A 19,450-nucleotide genomic window follows, 5' to 3' on the forward strand; every position below is an offset into this window, starting at 1 on the left:
ATGTCGCCATTTTTATTAGTGACATGTTTCAAAATTCTGCAGACCGGATTAGAATAAATGAACGCAATACCAAAAATAAGTAGCGCAAAAATAGAGAATTCTCTCGGAAAATTAAGGAGAATAATCGGGAAGCAATCAATAAATGTTCTTTTCTTCACAGAGAATAAATTTCTGATATCTCATGATTTCCACAAAGATTTTTCCAACTCTTACTACAATATCGTTGTATCATCCGACCTATCGATAATTGAAGGAGAAAATTTTGATTTTGATATTATAATTCTCTGCGGTCACTTAAAGAACGAAGAGATATTTTCCTGGAAACTGCAAACCATTCCAAGACAACCTTTTGTCGCGCTTTGGGCATGGGACAATCATCATGAACCGATTCTCAATATCCAAGCGGCCATGATAGCCGACGCGGTGTTCCCTGCCCATTGGTTCGCACATGATGACATGGCGAATGCAGCCACCCTCATAGCGCCGCATCTTCCGTTGTGCATCACGCAATGGAGCAGCGATTTCCTGACTTCGATGGAGCAGAGGATCGTTTCTGCGGAACGATGCGATAAGCTGTATGGCGGATTTTTCAACCATGCAGATGCGGCGGAACGAGAGGAGTTGATCCGGTCATATCGAGTTCGGTGTCCGGAAGAGCATGTATTCACCCTTAGTTTGGATAAAAGGTCGATATATTTTTCATATAGTCCAGAACAGAGGCTGTTCGACTGGGCCTCTCACAAGGTCAGCCTTAATCTGCCATTGAAAAATGATATCTCGCAACGTCTGTTTGACGCCCTGGCATGTGGTCTTGTTCCTGTCGTTCCGCCTGATTTCCCCGACCTTGATTTGGTCATTCCACGACACGATCAACACTCCCTTCCAATCCTTCGGATGGAGAGCTATTCCGTTGAGGGTATCGTCGATGCCCATACCCGTGCATTGACGCTGTTCGACCGGGACGGCAAACAAGGCGTGATGCGCAGGCATCGGTTCGCCCGCAACAATCACGGATTGCGCAACAGAATAGATCGGTTGGTCGGCCTGTTCCGTCCAGGCACCGCGCTCTCAAGAATTCGGATCGAATTCGAACGCGGCATCCACGTTTACTTGACATAAACTGGATCAGGATCTATGAAAATCGAGGAATTTTTAATGAAATCCTCAGCAATATGTGTCCAACCGACCTTCTGCACGCAGCGATGACCTTCACATGATCATTCTTCTGACGACGCCGGAACATCAATACACGCTTCGTAGCGTCGCCGAAGGCCAATTCGGCGTGCCGGTCCCGGATATCCGGTCCCTGACTTACGATCAAGTCTTTGCCGCCTCCACATTGCCGAAGGCAACTTATATCTTTGCGGACCTGGAGAGGCTTTCGGCCTCCCGCCTGAGACGCGCCGCCGGCCTGTACCGGAAACTGCGCGACCTCGGCGTGCGCTGCCTGAACGACCCTGCCTGCGCGATGAGCCGGGTGGAGCTTCTGATCAATCTCGGCGAAAAGACCGGCAATCCCATCCAAGTCCATCGGGCGGACATGTGCCCCAGGCCATCGCGCTTCCCCGTCTTCCTCCGCCTCGAAGATGAGCATGAGATGCCGTCGGACGCCCTCTATTCCAACCAAAACGAACTCGACGAGGCTCTCGCCGCCCAACGCCGGAATGGCGTGCCCATGCGGGGCCTTGTGGTCCTGGAAAAAATCGATGCGAAGTACGACGACACCCTCTGGGCCAAATGGGGCAGTTGGCGGATCGGGGACCGGATCATCGTCGAACATGTCGCCGTCGAAGATCGGTGGATGGTCAAGTACGGCCGCCATGACTGCCTTACGGAGGATGTCGTTTCCGATGAGTTCGACGCCGTATCGGACAATCGGTTCGAGATGCAGCTTAGGCCGGCGTTCGAGATCGCCGCGATCGAGTACGGACGCGCAGACCATGCCGTCACGCCGGATGGAACCGTGGTGTTCGAGATCAACACCAATCCCTTTCTCGGCAATTATGTCCCGGATCCCTGGCTGAAGCGCCGCGAGACCCAGATGCTGGCGAGACGGCGCTGGAGCGAGGCGATGCAAGCGATCGATACGCCGTGCTGAGAGGCCGATTGAAAGGGCTTCGGCCCCGAGGGAGCCGAGTTCAAAACGCTTGTCTGGGAAGCAGGCTGTCGTCGTCTGCAGTGCCTATGACCGAACGGGTCTGAAAAAGCACGGCCACCCTTCTTGACTTCAACGGCGAGCCGGATCAGCGGATCCGATATGCAACCGGACGCCAACCCTGCATTCAAATAGTGAGGCCATGGCAAAGCCATGGCCCACAACCTCAGCCTGCATATGCGAGGAGAGGAAAGTCAGAAGATGGAACTATCAAGCAGAAGGGGGAAACGGCGGCGGGGGAGGGGGGCCAAGAGGCAGATCGTCTTCAATGGTGAAAGACATATTTTTCATTCCTCAGTTACAGGGCAAATTCAGGCGAAGGCTTGACAGTAATATCCTTCAAGGCCAGGATAATCACCGTTCCAAATGTTCACGTCAAGTTTCCGTCTTTGGGATTAGGCGGAAATTCGCGGGGCATTTTCATCACGGGAGCGTATCCCAATCCGCAACATCCGGTTTAACCGGATGATAGATCATGTTCCTCCGGCCGAACCGGCTCGGATCCTCGGCGAAATAGCGCGGCCAGGAGGGCCGCCATATCAGCGTACCCGGCTGCAGGCATTCGTCCTGGGGGGTGTTCTCATAATTGGCTCCAAGCCGGGTGGAGGGGCAAGCCGGGCCATACCCGCCGATGTCTTCGACGGTGAAGCCGCCGGCGAACGCAACGGTCGGCAAGGTGAACTCGTAATGGCCGCGCCAGCCGGAAATGGACATGACCAGCGCATAGGTCCGCGCGAAGTGGCGGGACAAGCGCATGATCGGGTGAAACGCCCGGTGGACGAGGTCGGGACTGACCGATGCCGGAATGGCCGCCGACTGCCAATAATACCAGCCTCGACTGGCCGCGAGCGGCTGGACGGTCGTCGTCAGGAGATCGGCCGCGTTTCCACTGAACTGATCGAAAAGCTGTGTCCAGTCACCGGAATAATCGACGTCATATTCCACCACCCAGACGAAATCGGCGTCGAGGGCCAGGACGCAGGGAATGATCGCCACATCCAAATAGCCCCGCTGCACGCCACCATGCGCCTCCATCTCGCGATGGCGGGCCGGGATGCAGGCTTCCGACGGCCGATAGGCGAAATCGACTTGCGGTTCCGCCCGGTTGTCCGGATTGAACATGAAATGCCAGTCGATCCTGTGCTTCGTCTGATCGACGAGGCGCTGGAAATGTCGCTCGATCCGTTCGGAACGGACATGACAGACGAACAGCCCGGCGACCTTGAAGGGAGGAGCGGGTTTCATCGTTTGCTTTCGGCTTTCCGGTCGGTAGGTCGGCGGGTGCGGGACGGGGAGCACCGAAACCTGCGCAACCCTGCCGTTCAACAGTAGGAGCGGAGGGCCGGGCATTGAAGGAAAATCATGGATTTGGGCAAACAGCGCGAACGATCCGGCCTCTCGCCATTCCGGCGAAACGGGCCGGAGCGGGCATGGCTTATGCGACGTCGCATTTCTCAGCGCTGCGACTTATGGAAATCATTTCGCACCAGCACACGGACGGTTGAAACTTTCGACAGAATCGGCATGCTGTCGCCGATGGTCTGACCACGTCGCGTGCAGGGGGCTCTCCTGCCCGGAATTTGATCATCCCCGTTCGCGCATCGACCCGTATCCGTCCATCCTCGACCAGGAAACCGTCGCCCATGTCCGCCATCCTGCTGCAGGAAAATTCCGAGACGAAGGACCAGCCGCTCCGCGAAGACATCCGCCTGCTGGGGCGCATCCTGGGCGACACCGTGCGCAGCCAGGAAGGGGAGGCGGTGTTCGACATCGTCGAGCGCATCCGCCAGACCTCCATCCGCTTCCACCGCGAGGAGGACCAGGGCGCCCGCAAGGAGCTGGAGGCCATCCTGAACAGCCTGTCGCCGCCGCAGACGGCGCGGGTGGTGCGGGCCTACAGCTTCTTCTCGCATCTCGCCAACATCGCCGAGGACCAGCACCACATCCGCCGTACCCGTGCGCATGCGCTCGCCGGCTCGGCGCCGCGCGAAGGCACCATGGGCCATGCGCTGGACGAGGCGGCGAAGGCCGGGATCACCACCCAGCAGCTGAAGGAGTTCTTCGACGGCGCGCTGGTCAGCCCGGTGCTGACCGCCCACCCGACCGAGGTGCAGCGCAAGAGCATCCTCACCGTGCAGATGACGGTCGCCAAGCTGCTGGCCGAGCGCGACCTCGGCCCGATGACGGCGGAGGAGGAGGAGACCAACCTCGAATCGCTCCAGCGCGCCGTGCTGACCCTGTGGCAGACCGCGATCCTGCGTCCCACCAAGCTGGCGGTGACCGACGAGGTGGCGAACGGCCTGACCTTCTACGACTACACCTTCCTGCGGGAGATGCCGCGCTTCTACGCCCAGCTGGAAGACCATCTGCGCAAGACCGACCCGTCCTGGGCGACGACGGAACTGCCGTCCTTCCTGCGCATGGGCAGCTGGATCGGCGGCGACCGCGACGGCAACCCCTTCGTCACCGCGCCGGTGCTGCGCCAGGCGATGCGGATGCAGAGCACCCGCGCCCTGCAGTTCTATCTGGAGGAACTGCACACGCTGGGCGCCGAGCTGTCGCTCAGCACCCGGGTCATCGACGTGTCCGAGCCGCTGCGCCAGCTTGCCGAACGCTCGCCCGACCCGTCGCCGCACCGCAAGATGGAGCCCTACCGCCGCGCCATCTCCGGCATCTATGCCCGGCTGGCCGCGACGATGCGCAACCTGGACGGGCTCGACGCACCGCTTCACGCCGTCGGCGATGCGCCGGCCTACGGAACGCCGGCGGAGTTCGGCGCCGATCTCGATGTCATCGACCGCTCGCTGACGGTGAACGGCTCGGCGGCCCTCGCCAAGGGCCGGCTCCGCCACCTGCGCCGCGCCGTCGACCTGTTCGGCTTCCATCTGGCCAGCATCGACCTGCGCCAAAACTCCGACGTGCATGAGCGTTCGGTGGCGGAACTGCTGTCCTTCGCCGACGCCGGCGTCGATTACACGGCACTGTCGGAGGACGAGCGGATCGACCTGCTGGTGCGGGAACTGGAAACCAACCGTCCGTTGGCCTCCGGCTATGCCGATTATTCGGAAGAGACGGGCTCGGAACTGGACATCCTGCGCAGCGCGGCCGATGCCCGGGCCCGCTTCGGCGCCGATGCGGTGGTGAACTGCGTCATCTCCAAGGCCGACGGCGTTTCGGACATCCTGGAGGTCGCAGTCCTGCTGAAGGAAGCCGGACTGCTGCGGCCGAAGGATGGCACGCTCGACCTCAACATCGCGCCGCTGTTCGAGACGATCGGCGATCTGCGCAACTGCGCCGCCACCATGGACCGGCTGCTGTCGATCCCGACCTACCGGCGCTTCCTGGAAAGCCGCGGCAATCTGCAGGAGGTGATGCTCGGCTATTCGGACAGCAACAAGGACGGCGGTTTCCTCACCTCCGGCTGGGAGCTGTACAAGGCCGAGATCGCGCTGGTCGAGGTGTTCGCCAAGCATGGCGTGCGCCTCCGCCTGTTCCACGGCCGCGGCGGCTCGGTCGGCCGCGGCGGCGGTCCCAGCTACCAGGCGATCCTGGCCCAGCCGGCCGGCGCCGTTCAGGGCGCCATCCGCATCACCGAACAGGGCGAGGTCATCGCCGGCAAATATTCCAACCCCGAGGTCGGCCGCCGCAACCTGGAGACGCTCGCCGCGGCGACGCTCGAAGCCACGCTTCTGCATCCGGAATCGGCGGCCCCCTGCACCGACCTGTTCCTGCAGACCATGGAGGAGCTGTCGGAGCATGCCTTCAAGGCCTATCGCGGCCTGGTCTACGAAACCGAGGGCTTCGAGAAGTATTTCTGGGAATCGACGGTGATCGGCGAGATCGCCAACCTGAACATCGGCAGCCGGCCGGCCTCGCGCAAGAAATCGACCAGCATCGAGGATCTGCGCGCGATCCCCTGGGTGTTCAGCTGGGCGCAATGCCGCCTGATGCTGCCGGGCTGGTACGGTTTCGGGTCGGCGGTGAAGGACTATCTGGCCCAGCATCCGGACGGGATGGAACGGCTGCGCGCCATGAACCGCGATTGGGGCTTCTTCAGCACGCTGCTGTCCAACATGGACATGGTGCTGGCGAAATCGAACATCGCCATCGCGTCCCGCTATGCCGGGCTGGTGTCCGACCCTGCATTGCGCGACGCCATCTTCTCGCGCATCCGGGCGGAGTGGCAGGACAGCATCGACGCCCTGCTGGCGATCACCGGACAATCGGCCCTGCTGGAGAAGAATACGCTGCTGGCCCGTTCGATCCGCAACCGCTTCCCCTATCTGGACCCGCTGAACCATGTCCAGGTCGAGTTGCTGAAGCGTCACCGCACCAGCGACAGCGGCGAGCAGATCGCCCGCGGCATCCATCTGACCATCAACGGCATCGCCGCCGGCCTGCGCAACAGCGGCTGACGCAGTATCGCACTGCAGCGCCGGGCGGCATTCCGCCGCACCGGCGCCGATAAGAACGCCCTTCCTCCGCCTTGAGGAAGGGCGTTTTATATTTTTGGCCGAACGGCTTGGTCCGCCTTGCCCTCTTCTTGTGCGCCGCACGCACAACTCTTCGGCACCGCAAAACAAATGAAGGTCTTCCCGTGTAAATCCCAAATAAGTCACGACGGATCGGCCGAAAATCACAGTTGATCCGCTGCGAATATTTTGATACCTCATGCCTCCCCGAGAGGAGAAATGGTATGACCACTCAGTCCCAACAGCAGCAGATGGCCCAGCAGCAACAGGCGCGGGCCGCCACCGGCACCCAGGGCGGAACCGCGACCACCCAGGGCGGCGCCACCGACGTTCAAGAGGAATTCTTCGGCGGCGCCTGCGGCGCCGGTGCCGGCGCAGCGGTGATCTGGCGGCCGGTCACGGTCGAGACGCGGCGTTAAGCGACGGCTCCCGTAAAAGAAAGGGCCCTCTCCCGTAAAACGGGGAGGGCCCTTTCTTTTGCGATCACGCCTTCGGCTGGGCCATCAGCCTGCCCGCATGCGGCTGACCAGGCCGTCGACCTGCGAGCCCAGCGAGCGCACCTCGTCGGCGACGGTGGAGGAGGCGGTCAGCACGCGGGTGGCGGATTCGCCCGACTCCGCGGCAGCGCGGGCAACGGAGTCGATGTTGCGCCGGACATGCTGGGTGCCGTCGGCGGCCTCGCCCACGTTGCGGGCGATCTCGCGGGTGGCCGAACTCTGCTGCTCGACGGCGGCGGCGACGGTGGCGGCGATCTCGTTGATCTCGCGGATGGTGCCGGCGATGGAGCGGATGGCGTCCACCGCATCCTGCGTCACCGCCTGCATCGCCTGGATCTGGCTGGAGATCTCCTCCGTCGCCTTGCCGGTCTGGTTGGCAAGGCTCTTCACCTCGCTGGCGACCACGGCGAAGCCCTTGCCGGCCTCGCCGGCACGGGCGGCCTCGATGGTGGCATTTAGCGCCAGCAGGTTGGTCTGGCTGGCGATGTCGTTGATCAGCTGCACCACTTCGCCGATCTTATTGGCGGATTGCGACAGCCCCTCCACCGTACGGTCGGTGCGCTCGGCCTCCGTGGCGGCCTTGCGGGCGATCTGGCTGGAGGCATGGACCTGGCTGCCGATCTCCTGGATCGAAGCCGACAGCTCTTCCGTCGCCGCGGCAACGGCCTTGACGCTGCCTTCCGCCTGCTGGGAGGTGCTGGCGGCGGTCGCGGCCTCGCCGGTGGTGGCCTCGGCGTTGCGGCTCATGCGCTGGGCCATGTCCTGCATCTCGCCGGCGGCGCGGGCGACGCGGTCCAGCACGCCGCGGACGCTGCTTTCGAAATTCTCGGCCATCTCGACCATGGCGCGGCGGCGTTCGCCGGCGGCGCGGCTGCGCTCCGCCTCGGCCCGGGCATTCGCGGCGCTCGCCTCGTTGGCGGTGTCGCGGAAGACCGTCAGGGCCCGGGTCATGTCGCCGATCTCGTCGCGGCCGGCGGCGGGGATGGGTGCGTTCAGGTTGCCGGCGGCGATCGCCCGCATGGCATCCGACAGCTGGCTGATGCGGGCGACGATGTTGCGGCCGACCACGAACCAGGCCAGTGCGGCGGCACCGATCAGGCTGGCGGCGGCGAACAGGATCAGCATCTTGCGGCCGGCCGACAGCGCGTCCGTCGCTCCGGCGGCGGCGGCGTCCGCTTCCTGCTTCATCGCGGCGATCTGGCCGTCGACCATGCCGGCGAACTGCCGGGCGATCTGGCGATTCTCGGCCAGGACCTTCTCATTCTCGGCGGCGGCGTCAAGCTCCGACCGGCGCAGCTTGAACAGGCTGTTGTCACCCTTGCCGAAGCCGGCCAGCGCCTCCGCGCTCGTCATCAGCTTCGGCAGGCCGATGTCGCCCCCGCCACGGAGCGCCTTCAGCCGCTCGTCCATCGCCTTGGCGGCGGTGGAGAAGCGGGTTTCCAGCATCGCCAGCCGGTCGGCGCTGGGGGCCTGCGTCGCCTCGTTCAGCGCGCCGACAGTCGAGGCGGCGTAAGTGGACAACTCCAGGTAGCTGCGGAAGCGGGCCAGCCCGTCGCCAAGCAGATCCTGCATGGAATCTCGGGTCTGCGAACGGATATTGACGCTGGCCAGCTTGATTTCCGCCTTCAGCCGCATCAGCGGCGATTCCATCTGATCCAGCAGAGCCGTCTGGCGGCGTGCGGCGTCGGCCAGGACATCGGCCGTCTTCTGGCGCAGCGTTTCCTGCTCGCCAGCGCCGGCCGGCAGCTCCAGCGCCTTCCGGCGCATGTCGAAGACCCCGGTGGCGCCGTCGCCCAGCTGGAAGAAGGCGTCCAGCCCGTCGGAGGTCTCCTTGCTCAGGCGGGTGCCGACCTGTGCGGTGGCGCTGACCATGCGGGCGGCGGCTTCCAGATAGTTCTGCTGGAACTGGGTGACCGCGAAGGCGGTCTCGGCGCTGCCGGCGCGCGTCAGCGACTCCGATGCCACCGCCAGGTCGCCGCGCACTTCATACATGGTGATCAGCGAGCGGACGGCATCGCCCAGCGCGTTCATGTCGCGCTCGGTGCTGCTGTCCAGCGTCTCGCCCTTGTTGCGCAGGGTGGTGCCGGCCCGCTCGGTCAGCGGGGCGAGCTCGGTGAGGAAGGCATCATAGGATTTCGCCAGATCGACGGCCATCGCCTCGCGGGTGCCGCGGACCGACAACCGCAGGTTGGCTGCGGCGTTGCCGCGCTCCAGCGTGGCGATCAGGTCGCGGGTCTTGCCGCGCAGCTCGCCGATCCGCGGGTCGCCGGACCGGCGGGCCGCCAGCTCCTCCACCAGGGTGCCCAGCGTCTTGCCGTTGCCCATGATCTCGCCATAGACGCGCTCGCGCTCGCCCTGGTTTTCCGCGGCGGCCAACACCGGGGCGGCGGCGGCGATGCCGCTGCTTTCGCCGGACAGGCGCTTCGCCAGTTCCATCTCCGGCAGTCCGGTGCCGACGATCTGCGTCAACGGCCTTTCCACTGCGGAGAAGGAGATCAGTCCGACCCCGCTGGCGGCGACCGTCATGCCGGCCATGCCGGCGAAGGCGAACAGGAGCTTGCCGCGGACGCCCAACCGGCGTCCGTTCCGGGTGCCGTCCTGGCGGCCCGGCATCGAGGTGTCGTCGCGCACATCCATCGTCATAAGGGTCCAGCTCCCCGGAAAATGCGTCAGGCCGGGCTTCTTGCCCGTTTTGTTCATTCCTGCCGGCCGCGCGAGGGGATCCCCATGACGGGAATTGATTCCGACCCACACTGCTTGGCAGACAAACCATACTGCAGTGTGGTTGACAGATCCTTACGGGGGAACTCCAATTTTCTGCCGTGTCCCGGCATAGACATTTCAGCGTAACGGTACCGAAAATAGCCTGCGCATGCACCGCCGCCATTCCTCACAGCCTGGAGGGTTCAGGGGGCGGAGAAACCGTTCCACCCCCCGAAACCGGACCTAGACCCAGGAATCGTCCCCGCCGCTGCCGCCGTCGTCGAAGGATGCATCGTCATACGACACGTCGTCGGCCGGCGGCGGGTCCGGATCATGGGAAGCGTCCTGGGCCGCGTCCGGCGCGGAGTCGCCCTGCGGCCCCTGGTCGTCGCCATAGTAATTGTTGTTGATCACCGTCTCGTTGATCGTTTCGCCGCCCAGGGGCTGGGCCATCGCCGTTCCGAAGGGGCCGGGCGAATGATTCAAAAGCGAGGAAATGGCGCTCGCCGCCAGCATGCCGCCGGCAACCCCCGCCGCGGTCTGCGCCGCCCCGGCGAAGAATCCGCCGCCGCGCGGAGCCATGCCCGGCTGCGGGAAGGGGGATGGGCTGTATTGTTGCGGCGGATAGGCGGCACCGGGCGCGGCAGCCCAGGGGCTGCGGCCCGCAGGCTGCTGGACCTGGGCGGGCTGCGGTTCGGACGGCCGTGGGGCAGGGGGAGGTTCGGCGCCGCGGCCCCACGGGCTGCGGCCGATGCCGAGCGCATTGGACAGGAAGCTGCCGCCGGACTGGGCCGGCTGGGCCGGACGGTCCCGCAGCTGCCGTTCCAGCTCCTCGATCCGGGTCTGGGCCGCAGCCAATGCCTGCTGCTGCACCAGCACCGTCTGCGCCATGTAATAGGACGACAGCGGCTGGTCCTGCACCGACCGGCGGATGAAGTCCTCCGCTTCGGCGTCGCGCGGCTGGGACTCCACCTCGCGCAGGCGGCGAAACAGATCGGACAGAAGCGTGCGTTCCTCGGGAGTCATCGACGTCTCCTAAACTTGGCACCCGTCGCGCGGGCGCCATTCCTGATGTGGAGTCACCGCCCCTTGCCGGACAAGTCCCCGTGGGATGGCGCGACCGCATTTTCCACCCCGGCCTTCTCCTCTGTCCATACGCTGGAGCCGGTATTTCTGTTCCGGGTTTCCAGCAATATCGCGCAAGGCCGGCGGCGATGTATTGAAGGTTCCGAATGCGGCTCTTTGGACGGCGGATGTCGGCCTGACCATTGTGGGAATAGGGGGCGGCTATATCGGCTATGGCGTCGTCGGCTTAACATATGACATTGACGGGGGTGCCTTTTTCCAGACCGATAGGCCACATTCGTGGTGCGACCGCCCGGCGGCGCCGGTTGGGAAGCCGAGACCAAGCATGAACAGGCGCCGAGAGATGGTGGAACTGACCGACCTGGAGCGCGATGCGCTGACCGAGTTGGTGAACATGGGGGTCGGCCGCGCCGCCACCCATCTCAGCCGCATGGTCAACGACCAGGTCCTGCTGTCCGTGCCGACCGTGGACATCGTCAGCCGGCAGGAGGCGTCCGACTTCCTGACCGCCCGCGAGCGCACCGGGCTGGTGGCGGTGGAGCAGCAGTTCCAGGGCTCCTTCGACGGGCGCGCCATGCTGATCTTTCCCGAGGCCAACAGCCTGGAACTGGCCCGGGCGGTGCTGGGCGGCGACCTGACCCTGGCGGAGATCGTGGATCTGGAGCAGGATGCCCTGGCCGAGATCGGCAACATCATCCTGAACGGCTGTCTCGTCATCGTCGCCAACGCGCTGAAGGACCGGCTGACCATCTCGTTGCCGGCGGTTCTTCGCGGCGACGGCGCCAACATCCTGAAGGACAAGGGCGGAAGCTCCGACGAACTGGTGCTGTTCCTCTACATCGATTTCACGATCCGCAGCCGCAGTATCCGCGGTTACATTGCCCTGTTGATGGGGGTTTCCTCCCTGCAGTCGCTGAAACAACTGATCCATGCCTTCATCGAAGGCATCGCGTCCGAAGAACCCTCATCCGCCGGAACGTCGTATGGCTCCCAGAATGCCTGAACAACCCACCTGGGCCCTCGATGTCCTCGGCGCGCTGGATGCCGGCATCCTGCTTCTCGACCGCCATTGCCGAGTCCTGTATTGGAACAACTGGATGGAGCAGGCCTCCACCCTGACGGTCCGGGAAATGCTGGGCCACGACCTGTTCGACGCACTGCCCAATCTGCGCGAATCCCGTCTCCACATCGCGGTGCGCGATACTTTGGCCACCGGCGCGCCCGGTGTGCTGTCGCACACGCTGAACCCGATGCTGTTCCCCCTGCGGCTGCCGGACGGACGGCGGATGGTGCACAACGTGGTGATCCGCCCGCTGCCCTCCCATGCCCAACCGGCCTTTTCGCAGTCGGCCCACGCCCAGCAGGCGGGCAGCGAGGCGCGGTGCCTGATTCAGGTGACCGACGTGACCGCGTCGGTGAACCGCGAACGGGTGCTGCGCGAACAGCGCGACGCCCGTTACCGCGCCATCGTCGACACCGCGCCCGACGCCATCGTCACCACCGACACCCGCGGCATGGTGCAATGGATGAACGGGACCGCGACCCGCCAGTTCGACTACCACCCGAACGAGCTGATCGGCCAGAATGTCGCCGTGCTGCTGGGCGACGACGCGCCCGACTGGGTCGCCATGGCGGAGCACAGCGGCCCGGCCGAGTCCGGCGGCCCGGAGGCTGCCACCCAGCCGGTGGAACTGTCCGGCCGTCGCCGTGACGGCAGCCACATCGACCTTGAATTGTCGATGGCGCGCTGGGAGTCGGAGGGACGAAGCTTCATCACCGGCATCCTGCGCGACATCACCGAACGCCGCCGCACCCGCGAGGAGTTGCGGACAAGCGCGCTCGCCATGCGGCAGCTGGCCGAACAGACCAAGGCGACGCTGGACGCGCTGCCGGCCTTCATCGCCGTGCTCGACCGCTCCGGCCGCATCGTCTCGGTCAACCGCGCCTGGGCGGAAGCAGGGCCGGAAACCACCTTCCTCGGACAGGGCTGCATCGTCGGCGACGATTACCTCGACCATTGCGGCCGGGGCGAGACCGCCGACCCGCGGGCGGACAGCGTGATGGAGGGGCTGCGGACTCTGCTGAGCGAGGGCGGCCCGCCGGTCTCGGCCGAATATGTCACCAACAACCAGCATTGGTACCGCTGCCTCGCCGCCCCGATGCCGGCCGGCCCCTTCGGCGGCACCGTGCTGATGCACATCGACGTGACGGAGATCAAGTCGATGGAGGCCGCCCTGCGCAAGCTGGTCGGCCAGAAATCGACCCTGCTGCGCGAGGTCAACCACCGCGTCAAGAACAGCCTGCAGCTGGTGTCGAGCCTGCTGACCCTGCAGACGCTCAGCCTGCCGGACGAGGGGATGCGGGTGCATTTCCAGGATGCCCGCAGTCGCATCGAGGCGATCGCCCGCGTCCACAACCGGCTCTACCAAGCCGACCAGTTCCAGACCATCGAGTTCGGCACCTACCTGAACGAGCTGTGCGAGGATCTGGCCCGCGCATCGGGCGGCGACAGCATGTGTGACATCGTCGTACGGTCGGACGTGATCGATCTGCCGATCGATCATGCCGCACCGCTCGGCCTGATCGCCAACGAGTTGATCACCAACGCGGTCAAGCACCGCGGCAACGGACCGGCGCGGGTGACGGTGACCTTTCGGCGTGCGGCCGACCAGCTTGCCCTGACCGTCTCCGACCGCGGCCCGGGCCTGCCGTCGAACTTCGACATCCGCAAGAGCCGAAGCCTGGGCATGCGCCTGATCTCAAGCCTTGCCGGCCAGATCCGGGCCAGTGTCGACATCGACACCACGCCGCAGGGCACCACCTTCCGGATCGAGCTGCCGGTGCCCGACGCGGTGCCGCTGCTGGAAACCTCCTCCACCGAGGAGATCGAAGGATGAAGATCCTGCTGGTCGAAGACGAGGTGCTGATCGCGCTGGAACAGCAGCTCTACCTGGAAAATGTCGGGCACAGCATCATCGGTCCGGCGATCACCGCGGCCGAAGCGGTCGAGATCGCCCTGGCCGACAAGCCCGACTTGGCTCTGGTCGACGTGCATCTGGGCTTGGGCTCCAACGGCATCGACGCGGCGCGGGGGCTGACGAAGATGGGCGTGCCCTGCCTGTTCATCACCTCCTTCCGGGACGAACTGAAGAAGGACGGCCCGCTCACCGGCATCGGCTGCCTGCCCAAGCCCTTCACCCAGAGCGGCTTGCTCGCCGCCGTCGACGTCGCCCGCGCCATACTGGCGGGGGAGACGCCGCGCAACGTACCGCAGACGATGGAGCTGTTCGTCTGAAAGACGATGGAGTTGCTCGTCTGAAAGACGATGGAGTTGCTCGTCCGGCGGCCTGACCCGGGGCGGCGTCCCTACAGCAGGCGGCGCACGGACTGGATGTCGAAGGTCCCGCCGCCGTCGGTCGTGATGACCTGGGCCCAGATCTGCCATTGGCCGTTGACCCGGACGCCGACGACGGTGGATTGCCCGGTACCGCCCCCCATAAGGCGGTAGTCGTTGCGCATGTAGCGCCCGGCATAGCCGGACAGCGACTGCAGCATCGCCCCGTTGTCGGTGGCGCCGTTCGCATCCTGGATGTTGTGGTGGGCAACCCGGACGATGCCGTTTCCGGCGCTCCAGCCGAAGGAGCAGCCGTTCATCATGGCATTGAAGAACAGGGTGGCATTGGCCCCGATGGTCAGCGAATACCCGCTGTCGACGTTCCATGGCAGGAAATAGGCCGTGCCGTCGCCATTGTTGTCCGGCCTGACCTGATACATGCTGCCGTTGGCGTACCAGCCGTAAAGGTATCCACGGTACCGGACGTTCACGGCATTGACATGCTCGACGCGGAAATAATGGGGCCGGTGCACCCCGCCGCCGACGGTCGCCCCGCCGTATCGTTGGCTCCAGTCGCCGACGCCGATGCCGTCCGGCATGTAGAAGGTGACGATGTTTTGCCTGAGGAATGCCCCCGGATCGTTGGCGAGCGGCTGCGCAATCACATTGGCTTGGACGATCGGCATAATGTCCTCGTGCTGACTTTGGCAGGACGGGTACTGCTGATAGGAGTGTGGAGCGGCGGAAATCTCCTCTCAAAAGTGGTATAGAGGCACTCTGGTTGTGGGAAGGTCATCTTTTTCCCTTGATCGTCATTTCCTGCTTGACAGCTGCTCCCCCGGTCAACCGCCGATCAGGCGGACCGGAGCCGGTGCGGACTGTTGTTCGAACAGGCGGCGATAGAGTCCGCCGGCCCGATGAAGCAGGGCGGCGTGGCTGCCTTCCTCGACCACCCGGCCCTGGTTGAAGACCAGGATACGGTCCAGCGTGCGCACCGTGGACAGGCGGTGGGCGATGATGATGGCGGTGCGGCCCTGCATCAGCCGTTCGATGGCTTCCTGGATCAGCGCCTCCGATTCCGAATCCAGGCTGGAGGTCGCTTCGTCCAGGATCAGGATCGGCGCGTCGGCCAGGAAGGCGCGGGCCAGCGCCACCCGCTGCCGCTCGCCGCCCGACAGCTTGACGCCGCGCTCGCCGACCAGCGTCGCATAGCCCTTCGGCAGGCGGGCGATGAAGTCGTGGGCGTTGGCGAGTTCTGCCGCCCGCTCGATCTCCGCCATCGATGCGCCGGGGCGGCCATAGGCGATGTTCTCCGCCAGCGTGCGGTGGAACAGGATCGGCTCCTGCGGGACGATGGCGATCTGCGAGCGCAGCGACTGCTGCGTCGCCCCCGCCACCTCCTGCCCGTCGATCAGCACGCGGCCGCCGGTCACGTCATACAAGCGCTGGATCAGCTTGACGAAGGTCGTCTTGCCCGATCCCGACGGGCCGACCAGACCGACCCGTTCCCCCGCCTTGATCGTCAGCGACAGGTCGCGGTAGAGCGGCGTGGTGTGGCCGCCATATTGGAAGGTGACATGGTCGAAGCGCACCTCGCCTGCCTTGATGCGGATGGGGACGGCATCGGCCCGGTCCTCCACCCCCAGCGGCTCGGCGTGGATCGCCACCAGCTCCTCCATCTCGTTGACCGAGCGCTGGAGGTGGTTGATGTGCATGCCGATGTCGCGCAGATAGCCATGCACGACGAAATAGGTCGTCAGCACATAGGCGACGTCGCCCGGCGTCGCCTGTCCCCGCCACCACAGCCACAGCGCGGTCGCCACCACGGCACTGCGGATCAGCAGCAGCACCACCAGCTGGACGGTGCTGTGGCGGGTGTGGCGGGTCCAGGTTCGGTGGGTGCGGCGGCTCCATTTGCAGACGATTCCGGCCAGCCGGTCATCCTCGCGCGGCTCGGCGCCGAAGGCCTTGACCACGGCGTTGCAGCCGACGGCGTCGGCCAGCGTCCCGCCCAGCTTGGTGTCCCAGGCATTCGACAGCCGGGCGGCGGGCGCGATATAGAGGGTGGAGAACATCACCGTCATCGCGATGTAGACGGCGGTGCCGAACGCGATCACCAGTCCCATCACCGGCCAATGCAGCCCCAGCGTCACCATCGTGCCGATCAGCACGACCAGCGACGGCCACAGCGCCAGCAGCAGCGTGTCGTCCAGCGTGTCGAGCGCCCACATGCCGCGGGTGATCTTGCGCACCACCGACCCGGCGAAGCTGTTGGCGTGCCAGTCGGTGGAGAAGCGCTGGATGCGGTGGAAGCTGTCCTGGCCGACATCGGCCATGATGCGCAGGGTGAAGGGGATGATGCCGCTCCAGGCGAGGTGCCGCATCACCACCATTCCGACGCCCAGCCCCACCATGGCGCCGAAGGCGGTCAGCGCCGCCTGCAGGGCCGCGTCACGGTCGCCCGGCAGCAGGGTCAGGGCGTCGACCAGCCGGCCGGCGAACAGCGGCATGAAGACGTCGGCCAGGGTCGACAGGGCGATGGCCCCGGCGATGCCGACGGCCAGCGGCGTCTGGCGGCGCCAGTGACGGAAGGTGAAAGCCAGAACGCTGCGGATGGCGTTCGGGCGCGGGGTGCGTTTCGATCGAGCCATGGGAATCCAACCGGGGCAGGGCCGGCCACGCAGGCGGCGGCTCTGCCAAAGGAGCCATCGAAGAATGCGGCGTTAAATTCCCTCTCCCGCCCCGGGAGAGGGAAGGGGCCCATGCGGAGCATGGGAAGGGTGAGGGGTCAGGTACGAAACCATGCGCTTCGGGATTCTTGGGTCACCCCTCACCCTCCCCACCGCTTCGCGGCGGGTCCCCGCCCTCTCCCGGGACGGGAGAGGGCAATTCGGAGGCTTACGTCAGCGTTACCGCCCCTTCAGGTTCGTCTGGCGCGGCTTCATGCCGGAGGGCTTGCCTCCAGCCGCGGCCGGCTTCGCCCCCGGCGCCTTGCCGACCGGCGGCACGACGCGGCGGCCCTGGCCGGCCTGCTGGGTCAGGAAGGTCTTGCCCCCCTTGTCCCGCGGCTTGGCGGTGGCACCCACCGGCTGCCAGGCCGGGATCAGATGCTCCTCGCCCGCGCCGATCAGATCCTCGCGACCCATGCGCTTCAGCGCCTCGCGCAGAATCGGCCAGTTCTCCGGATCGTGGTAGCGCAGGAAGGCCTTGTGCAGGCGGCGCTGCTTCAACCCCTTCGCCGACGACACCATCTCCGACCCGACACGCCGCACCGGGCGCAGCGGATTGCGCTCGCTGTGGTACATGGCGGTCGCCAGCGACATCGGCGAGGGCAGGAAGGTCTGCACCTGATCCGCCTTGAAGCCGTTCCGCTTCAGCCACAAGGCGAGGTTCATCATGTCCTCGTCGGTGGTGCCGGGGTGGGCGGCGATGAAATAAGGGATCAGGTAGAGCTTCTTGCCCGCCTCCTTCGCCGCCTTCTCGAACATCCGCTTGAAGTCGTCATAGGCGCCCATGCCGGGCTTCATCATCTTCGCCAGCGGCCCCGGCTCGGTGTGTTCCGGTGCGATCTTCAGGTAGCCGCCGACATGGTGGGTCACCAGTTCCTTGACATATTCCGGATTGCGGACGGCGAGGTCGTAGCGCAGGCCGGACGCGATGTGGATCTTCTTCACCCCCGGAACCGCGCGGGCCTTGCGGTAGAGCTGGACCAGCGAGGAATGGTCGGTGTTCAGGTTCTTGCAGATATCGGGGAAGACGCAGGACGGGCGGCGGCAGACCGATTCCGTCTCCTTGTCCTTGCAGGCGAGCCGGTACATGTTGGCGGTCGGCCCGCCCATATCGGAGATGACTCCGGTGAAGCCCTTGGTCTTGTCGCGGATCTGCTCGATCTCGCGCAGGATCGACCCTTCCGACCGGCTCTGGATGATGCGCCCCTCATGCTCGGTGATCGAGCAGAAGGAACAGCCGCCGAAGCAGCCGCGCATGATGTTGACGGAAAAGCGGATCATCTCCCAGGCCGGGATGCGCGCGTCGCCATAGGACGGGTGCGGCGCCCGGGCATAGGGCAGGTCGTAGACGCCGTCCATCTCGTTGGTTTCCAGCGGGATCGGCGGCGGGTTCAGCCAGACGTCGCGGTCGCCGTGGCGCTGGACCAGCGCGCGGGCGTTGCCGGGATTGCTCTCCTGGTGCAGCACGCGGCTGGCATGGGCGTAGAGCACCTTGTCAGCCGTCACCTGTTCGAAGCTCGGCAGGCGCACCGCCATGCGGTCGGCGCCGGCAGCGCGCGGCGACACCGGGGCGGACGGATCGTCGATGGAGCTGCTGTCCACCACCGTCCAACCGTCCGGCAGGGACGAGCGCATGATGGCGGTGCCGCGGATGTCGGTCATCGCCTTGGGCGATTCCCCCTTCAGCGACCGCTGGGCGATCTCGATGATAGCGCGTTCGGCGTTGCCGTAGACCAGCATGTCGGCCTTGGAATCGACCAGGACGGAGCGGCGGATCTTCTCGCTCCAATGGTCGTACTGGGCGATGCGGCGCAGGCTCGCCTCGATGCCGCCCAGGACGATGGGCACGTCCTTGAAGGCCTCGCGGCAGCGCTGGGAATAGACGATGACGGCACGGTCCGGCCGCTTGCCGCCCTCGTCGTTCGGCGTGTAGCTGTCGTTGTGGCGCAGGCGGCGGTCGGCCGTGTAGTGGTTGACCATCGAATCCATGTTGCCGCCGGTCACACCCCAGAACAGCCGCGGCTTGCCGAGGATCTTGAACGGCTCCGCACTGCTCCAGTCCGGCTGGGCGATGATGCCGACGCGCAGACCCTGCGATTCCAGCAGCCGGCCGATGATCGCCATGCCGAAGCTGGGATGGTCGATATAGGCGTCGCCGGTGACGACGATGACGTCGCACTGGTCCCAGCCGAGCCGGTCCATTTCCGCACGCGACATCGGCAGGAAGGGTGCGGCCTTGGGGCGCACGCTCCGGTCCGGGCGGTGGGCGAACAGGTTGGCGGCCGCGAGCATCGCGTTCTCCGGGTCTCGATCAACAATGCGGATGGATAAGCCGACAGTCTTACCCTGTCGGCCGACAAATTCCCACCGCTGATAACGCAGCGGAGCAATGGGACATTGTGCGGGCCATTGGACACGGTGGCGCGACAGCTATGTGGGACGCCCCACAGCCGGTGCAAGGGCCGCCAGCCATG

At 65.1% G+C, this 19,450-nt stretch carries 13 protein-coding genes; 7 read left to right on the plus strand and 6 right to left on the minus strand.

The window, feature by feature from the left end; all coding sequences use genetic code 11:
* The first annotated feature begins 57 nt into the window (after window positions 1–57).
* Both JHL17_RS19265 and JHL17_RS19270 read left to right on the plus strand, forming a co-directional pair.
* On the plus strand, window positions 58–1,119 hold the full coding sequence (locus JHL17_RS19265) for a hypothetical protein (RefSeq protein WP_200195489.1): 1,062 nt from the start codon (window positions 58–60) through the stop codon (window positions 1,117–1,119).
* A 94-nt stretch (window positions 1,120–1,213) separates the two neighbouring features.
* A complete protein-coding gene (locus JHL17_RS19270; protein ID WP_200195491.1) occupies window positions 1,214–2,098 on the plus strand; it encodes a hypothetical protein in 885 nt (294 codons plus the stop codon).
* Window positions 2,099–2,578: 480 nt separating this feature from the next.
* Here JHL17_RS19270 and JHL17_RS19275 read toward each other — a convergent pair whose 3' ends face one another.
* The gene (locus JHL17_RS19275; RefSeq protein WP_200195492.1) at window positions 2,579–3,400 is read right to left on the minus strand and encodes a hypothetical protein; all 822 of its coding nucleotides are present in this window, start codon (window positions 3,398–3,400) and stop codon (window positions 2,579–2,581) included.
* Window positions 3,401–3,798: 398 nt separating this feature from the next.
* On the opposite strand from JHL17_RS19275, the gene ppc reads away from it, so the two are divergent.
* Window positions 3,799–6,570, plus strand: coding sequence for a phosphoenolpyruvate carboxylase (gene ppc, locus JHL17_RS19280; RefSeq protein ID WP_200195494.1), 2,772 nt, complete (start codon window positions 3,799–3,801; stop codon window positions 6,568–6,570).
* 281 nt (window positions 6,571–6,851) lie between these two features.
* Window positions 6,852–7,046, plus strand: a complete 195-nt coding sequence (locus JHL17_RS19285) for a hypothetical protein (protein WP_200195496.1) — start codon at window positions 6,852–6,854, stop codon at window positions 7,044–7,046.
* A gap of 84 nt (window positions 7,047–7,130) precedes the next feature.
* Here JHL17_RS19285 and JHL17_RS19290 read toward each other — a convergent pair whose 3' ends face one another.
* A complete protein-coding gene (locus JHL17_RS19290; protein ID WP_200195497.1) occupies window positions 7,131–9,767 on the minus strand; it encodes a methyl-accepting chemotaxis protein in 2,637 nt (878 codons plus the stop codon).
* 303 nt (window positions 9,768–10,070) lie between these two features.
* A complete protein-coding gene (locus JHL17_RS19295; RefSeq protein WP_200195499.1) occupies window positions 10,071–10,853 on the minus strand; it encodes a DUF2076 domain-containing protein in 783 nt (260 codons plus the stop codon).
* Between the two features lie 385 nt (window positions 10,854–11,238).
* On the opposite strand from JHL17_RS19295, the gene JHL17_RS19300 reads away from it, so the two are divergent.
* Genes JHL17_RS19300 through JHL17_RS19310 form a run of 3 tightly spaced genes read left to right on the plus strand, consistent with a single transcriptional unit; the run spans window position 11,239 to window position 14,208 of the window.
* Window positions 11,239–11,916, plus strand: coding sequence for a chemotaxis protein CheX (locus JHL17_RS19300; RefSeq protein ID WP_247893662.1), 678 nt, complete (start codon window positions 11,239–11,241; stop codon window positions 11,914–11,916).
* Complete coding sequence (locus tag JHL17_RS19305; protein ID WP_247893663.1) at window positions 11,909–13,810, plus strand: sensor histidine kinase; 1,902 nt, start codon at window positions 11,909–11,911, stop codon at window positions 13,808–13,810. Before JHL17_RS19300 ends, JHL17_RS19305 begins: the two co-directional genes overlap by 8 nt.
* Window positions 13,807–14,208, plus strand: coding sequence for a response regulator (locus JHL17_RS19310; RefSeq protein WP_200195503.1), 402 nt, complete (start codon window positions 13,807–13,809; stop codon window positions 14,206–14,208). Before JHL17_RS19305 ends, JHL17_RS19310 begins: the two co-directional genes overlap by 4 nt.
* A 71-nt stretch (window positions 14,209–14,279) precedes the next feature.
* On the opposite strand, the gene JHL17_RS19315 is transcribed toward JHL17_RS19310, so the two are convergent.
* The 3 genes from JHL17_RS19315 to JHL17_RS19325 all read right to left on the minus strand — a co-directional run bounded on the left by JHL17_RS19315 (window position 14,280) and on the right by JHL17_RS19325 (window position 19,268).
* Entirely contained in the window at window positions 14,280–14,933 is a 654-nt protein-coding gene (locus JHL17_RS19315; RefSeq protein ID WP_200195505.1) for a hypothetical protein, read from the minus strand.
* 156 nt (window positions 14,934–15,089) lie between these two features.
* Window positions 15,090–16,898, minus strand: a complete 1,809-nt coding sequence (locus tag JHL17_RS19320; RefSeq protein ID WP_200195507.1) for an ABC transporter ATP-binding protein — start codon at window positions 16,896–16,898, stop codon at window positions 15,090–15,092.
* A 258-nt stretch (window positions 16,899–17,156) separates the two neighbouring features.
* Window positions 17,157–19,268 carry a YgiQ family radical SAM protein gene (locus tag JHL17_RS19325; protein ID WP_200195509.1) on the minus strand — a complete coding sequence of 704 codons (2,112 nt, stop codon included), beginning with the start codon at window positions 19,266–19,268 and terminating at the stop codon, window positions 17,157–17,159.
* Window positions 19,269–19,450 lie beyond the last annotated feature (182 nt).

Source organism: Azospirillum endophyticum, from assembly GCF_016595245.1.
Taxonomy (GTDB): Bacteria; Pseudomonadota; Alphaproteobacteria; order Azospirillales; family Azospirillaceae; genus Azospirillum; species Azospirillum endophyticum.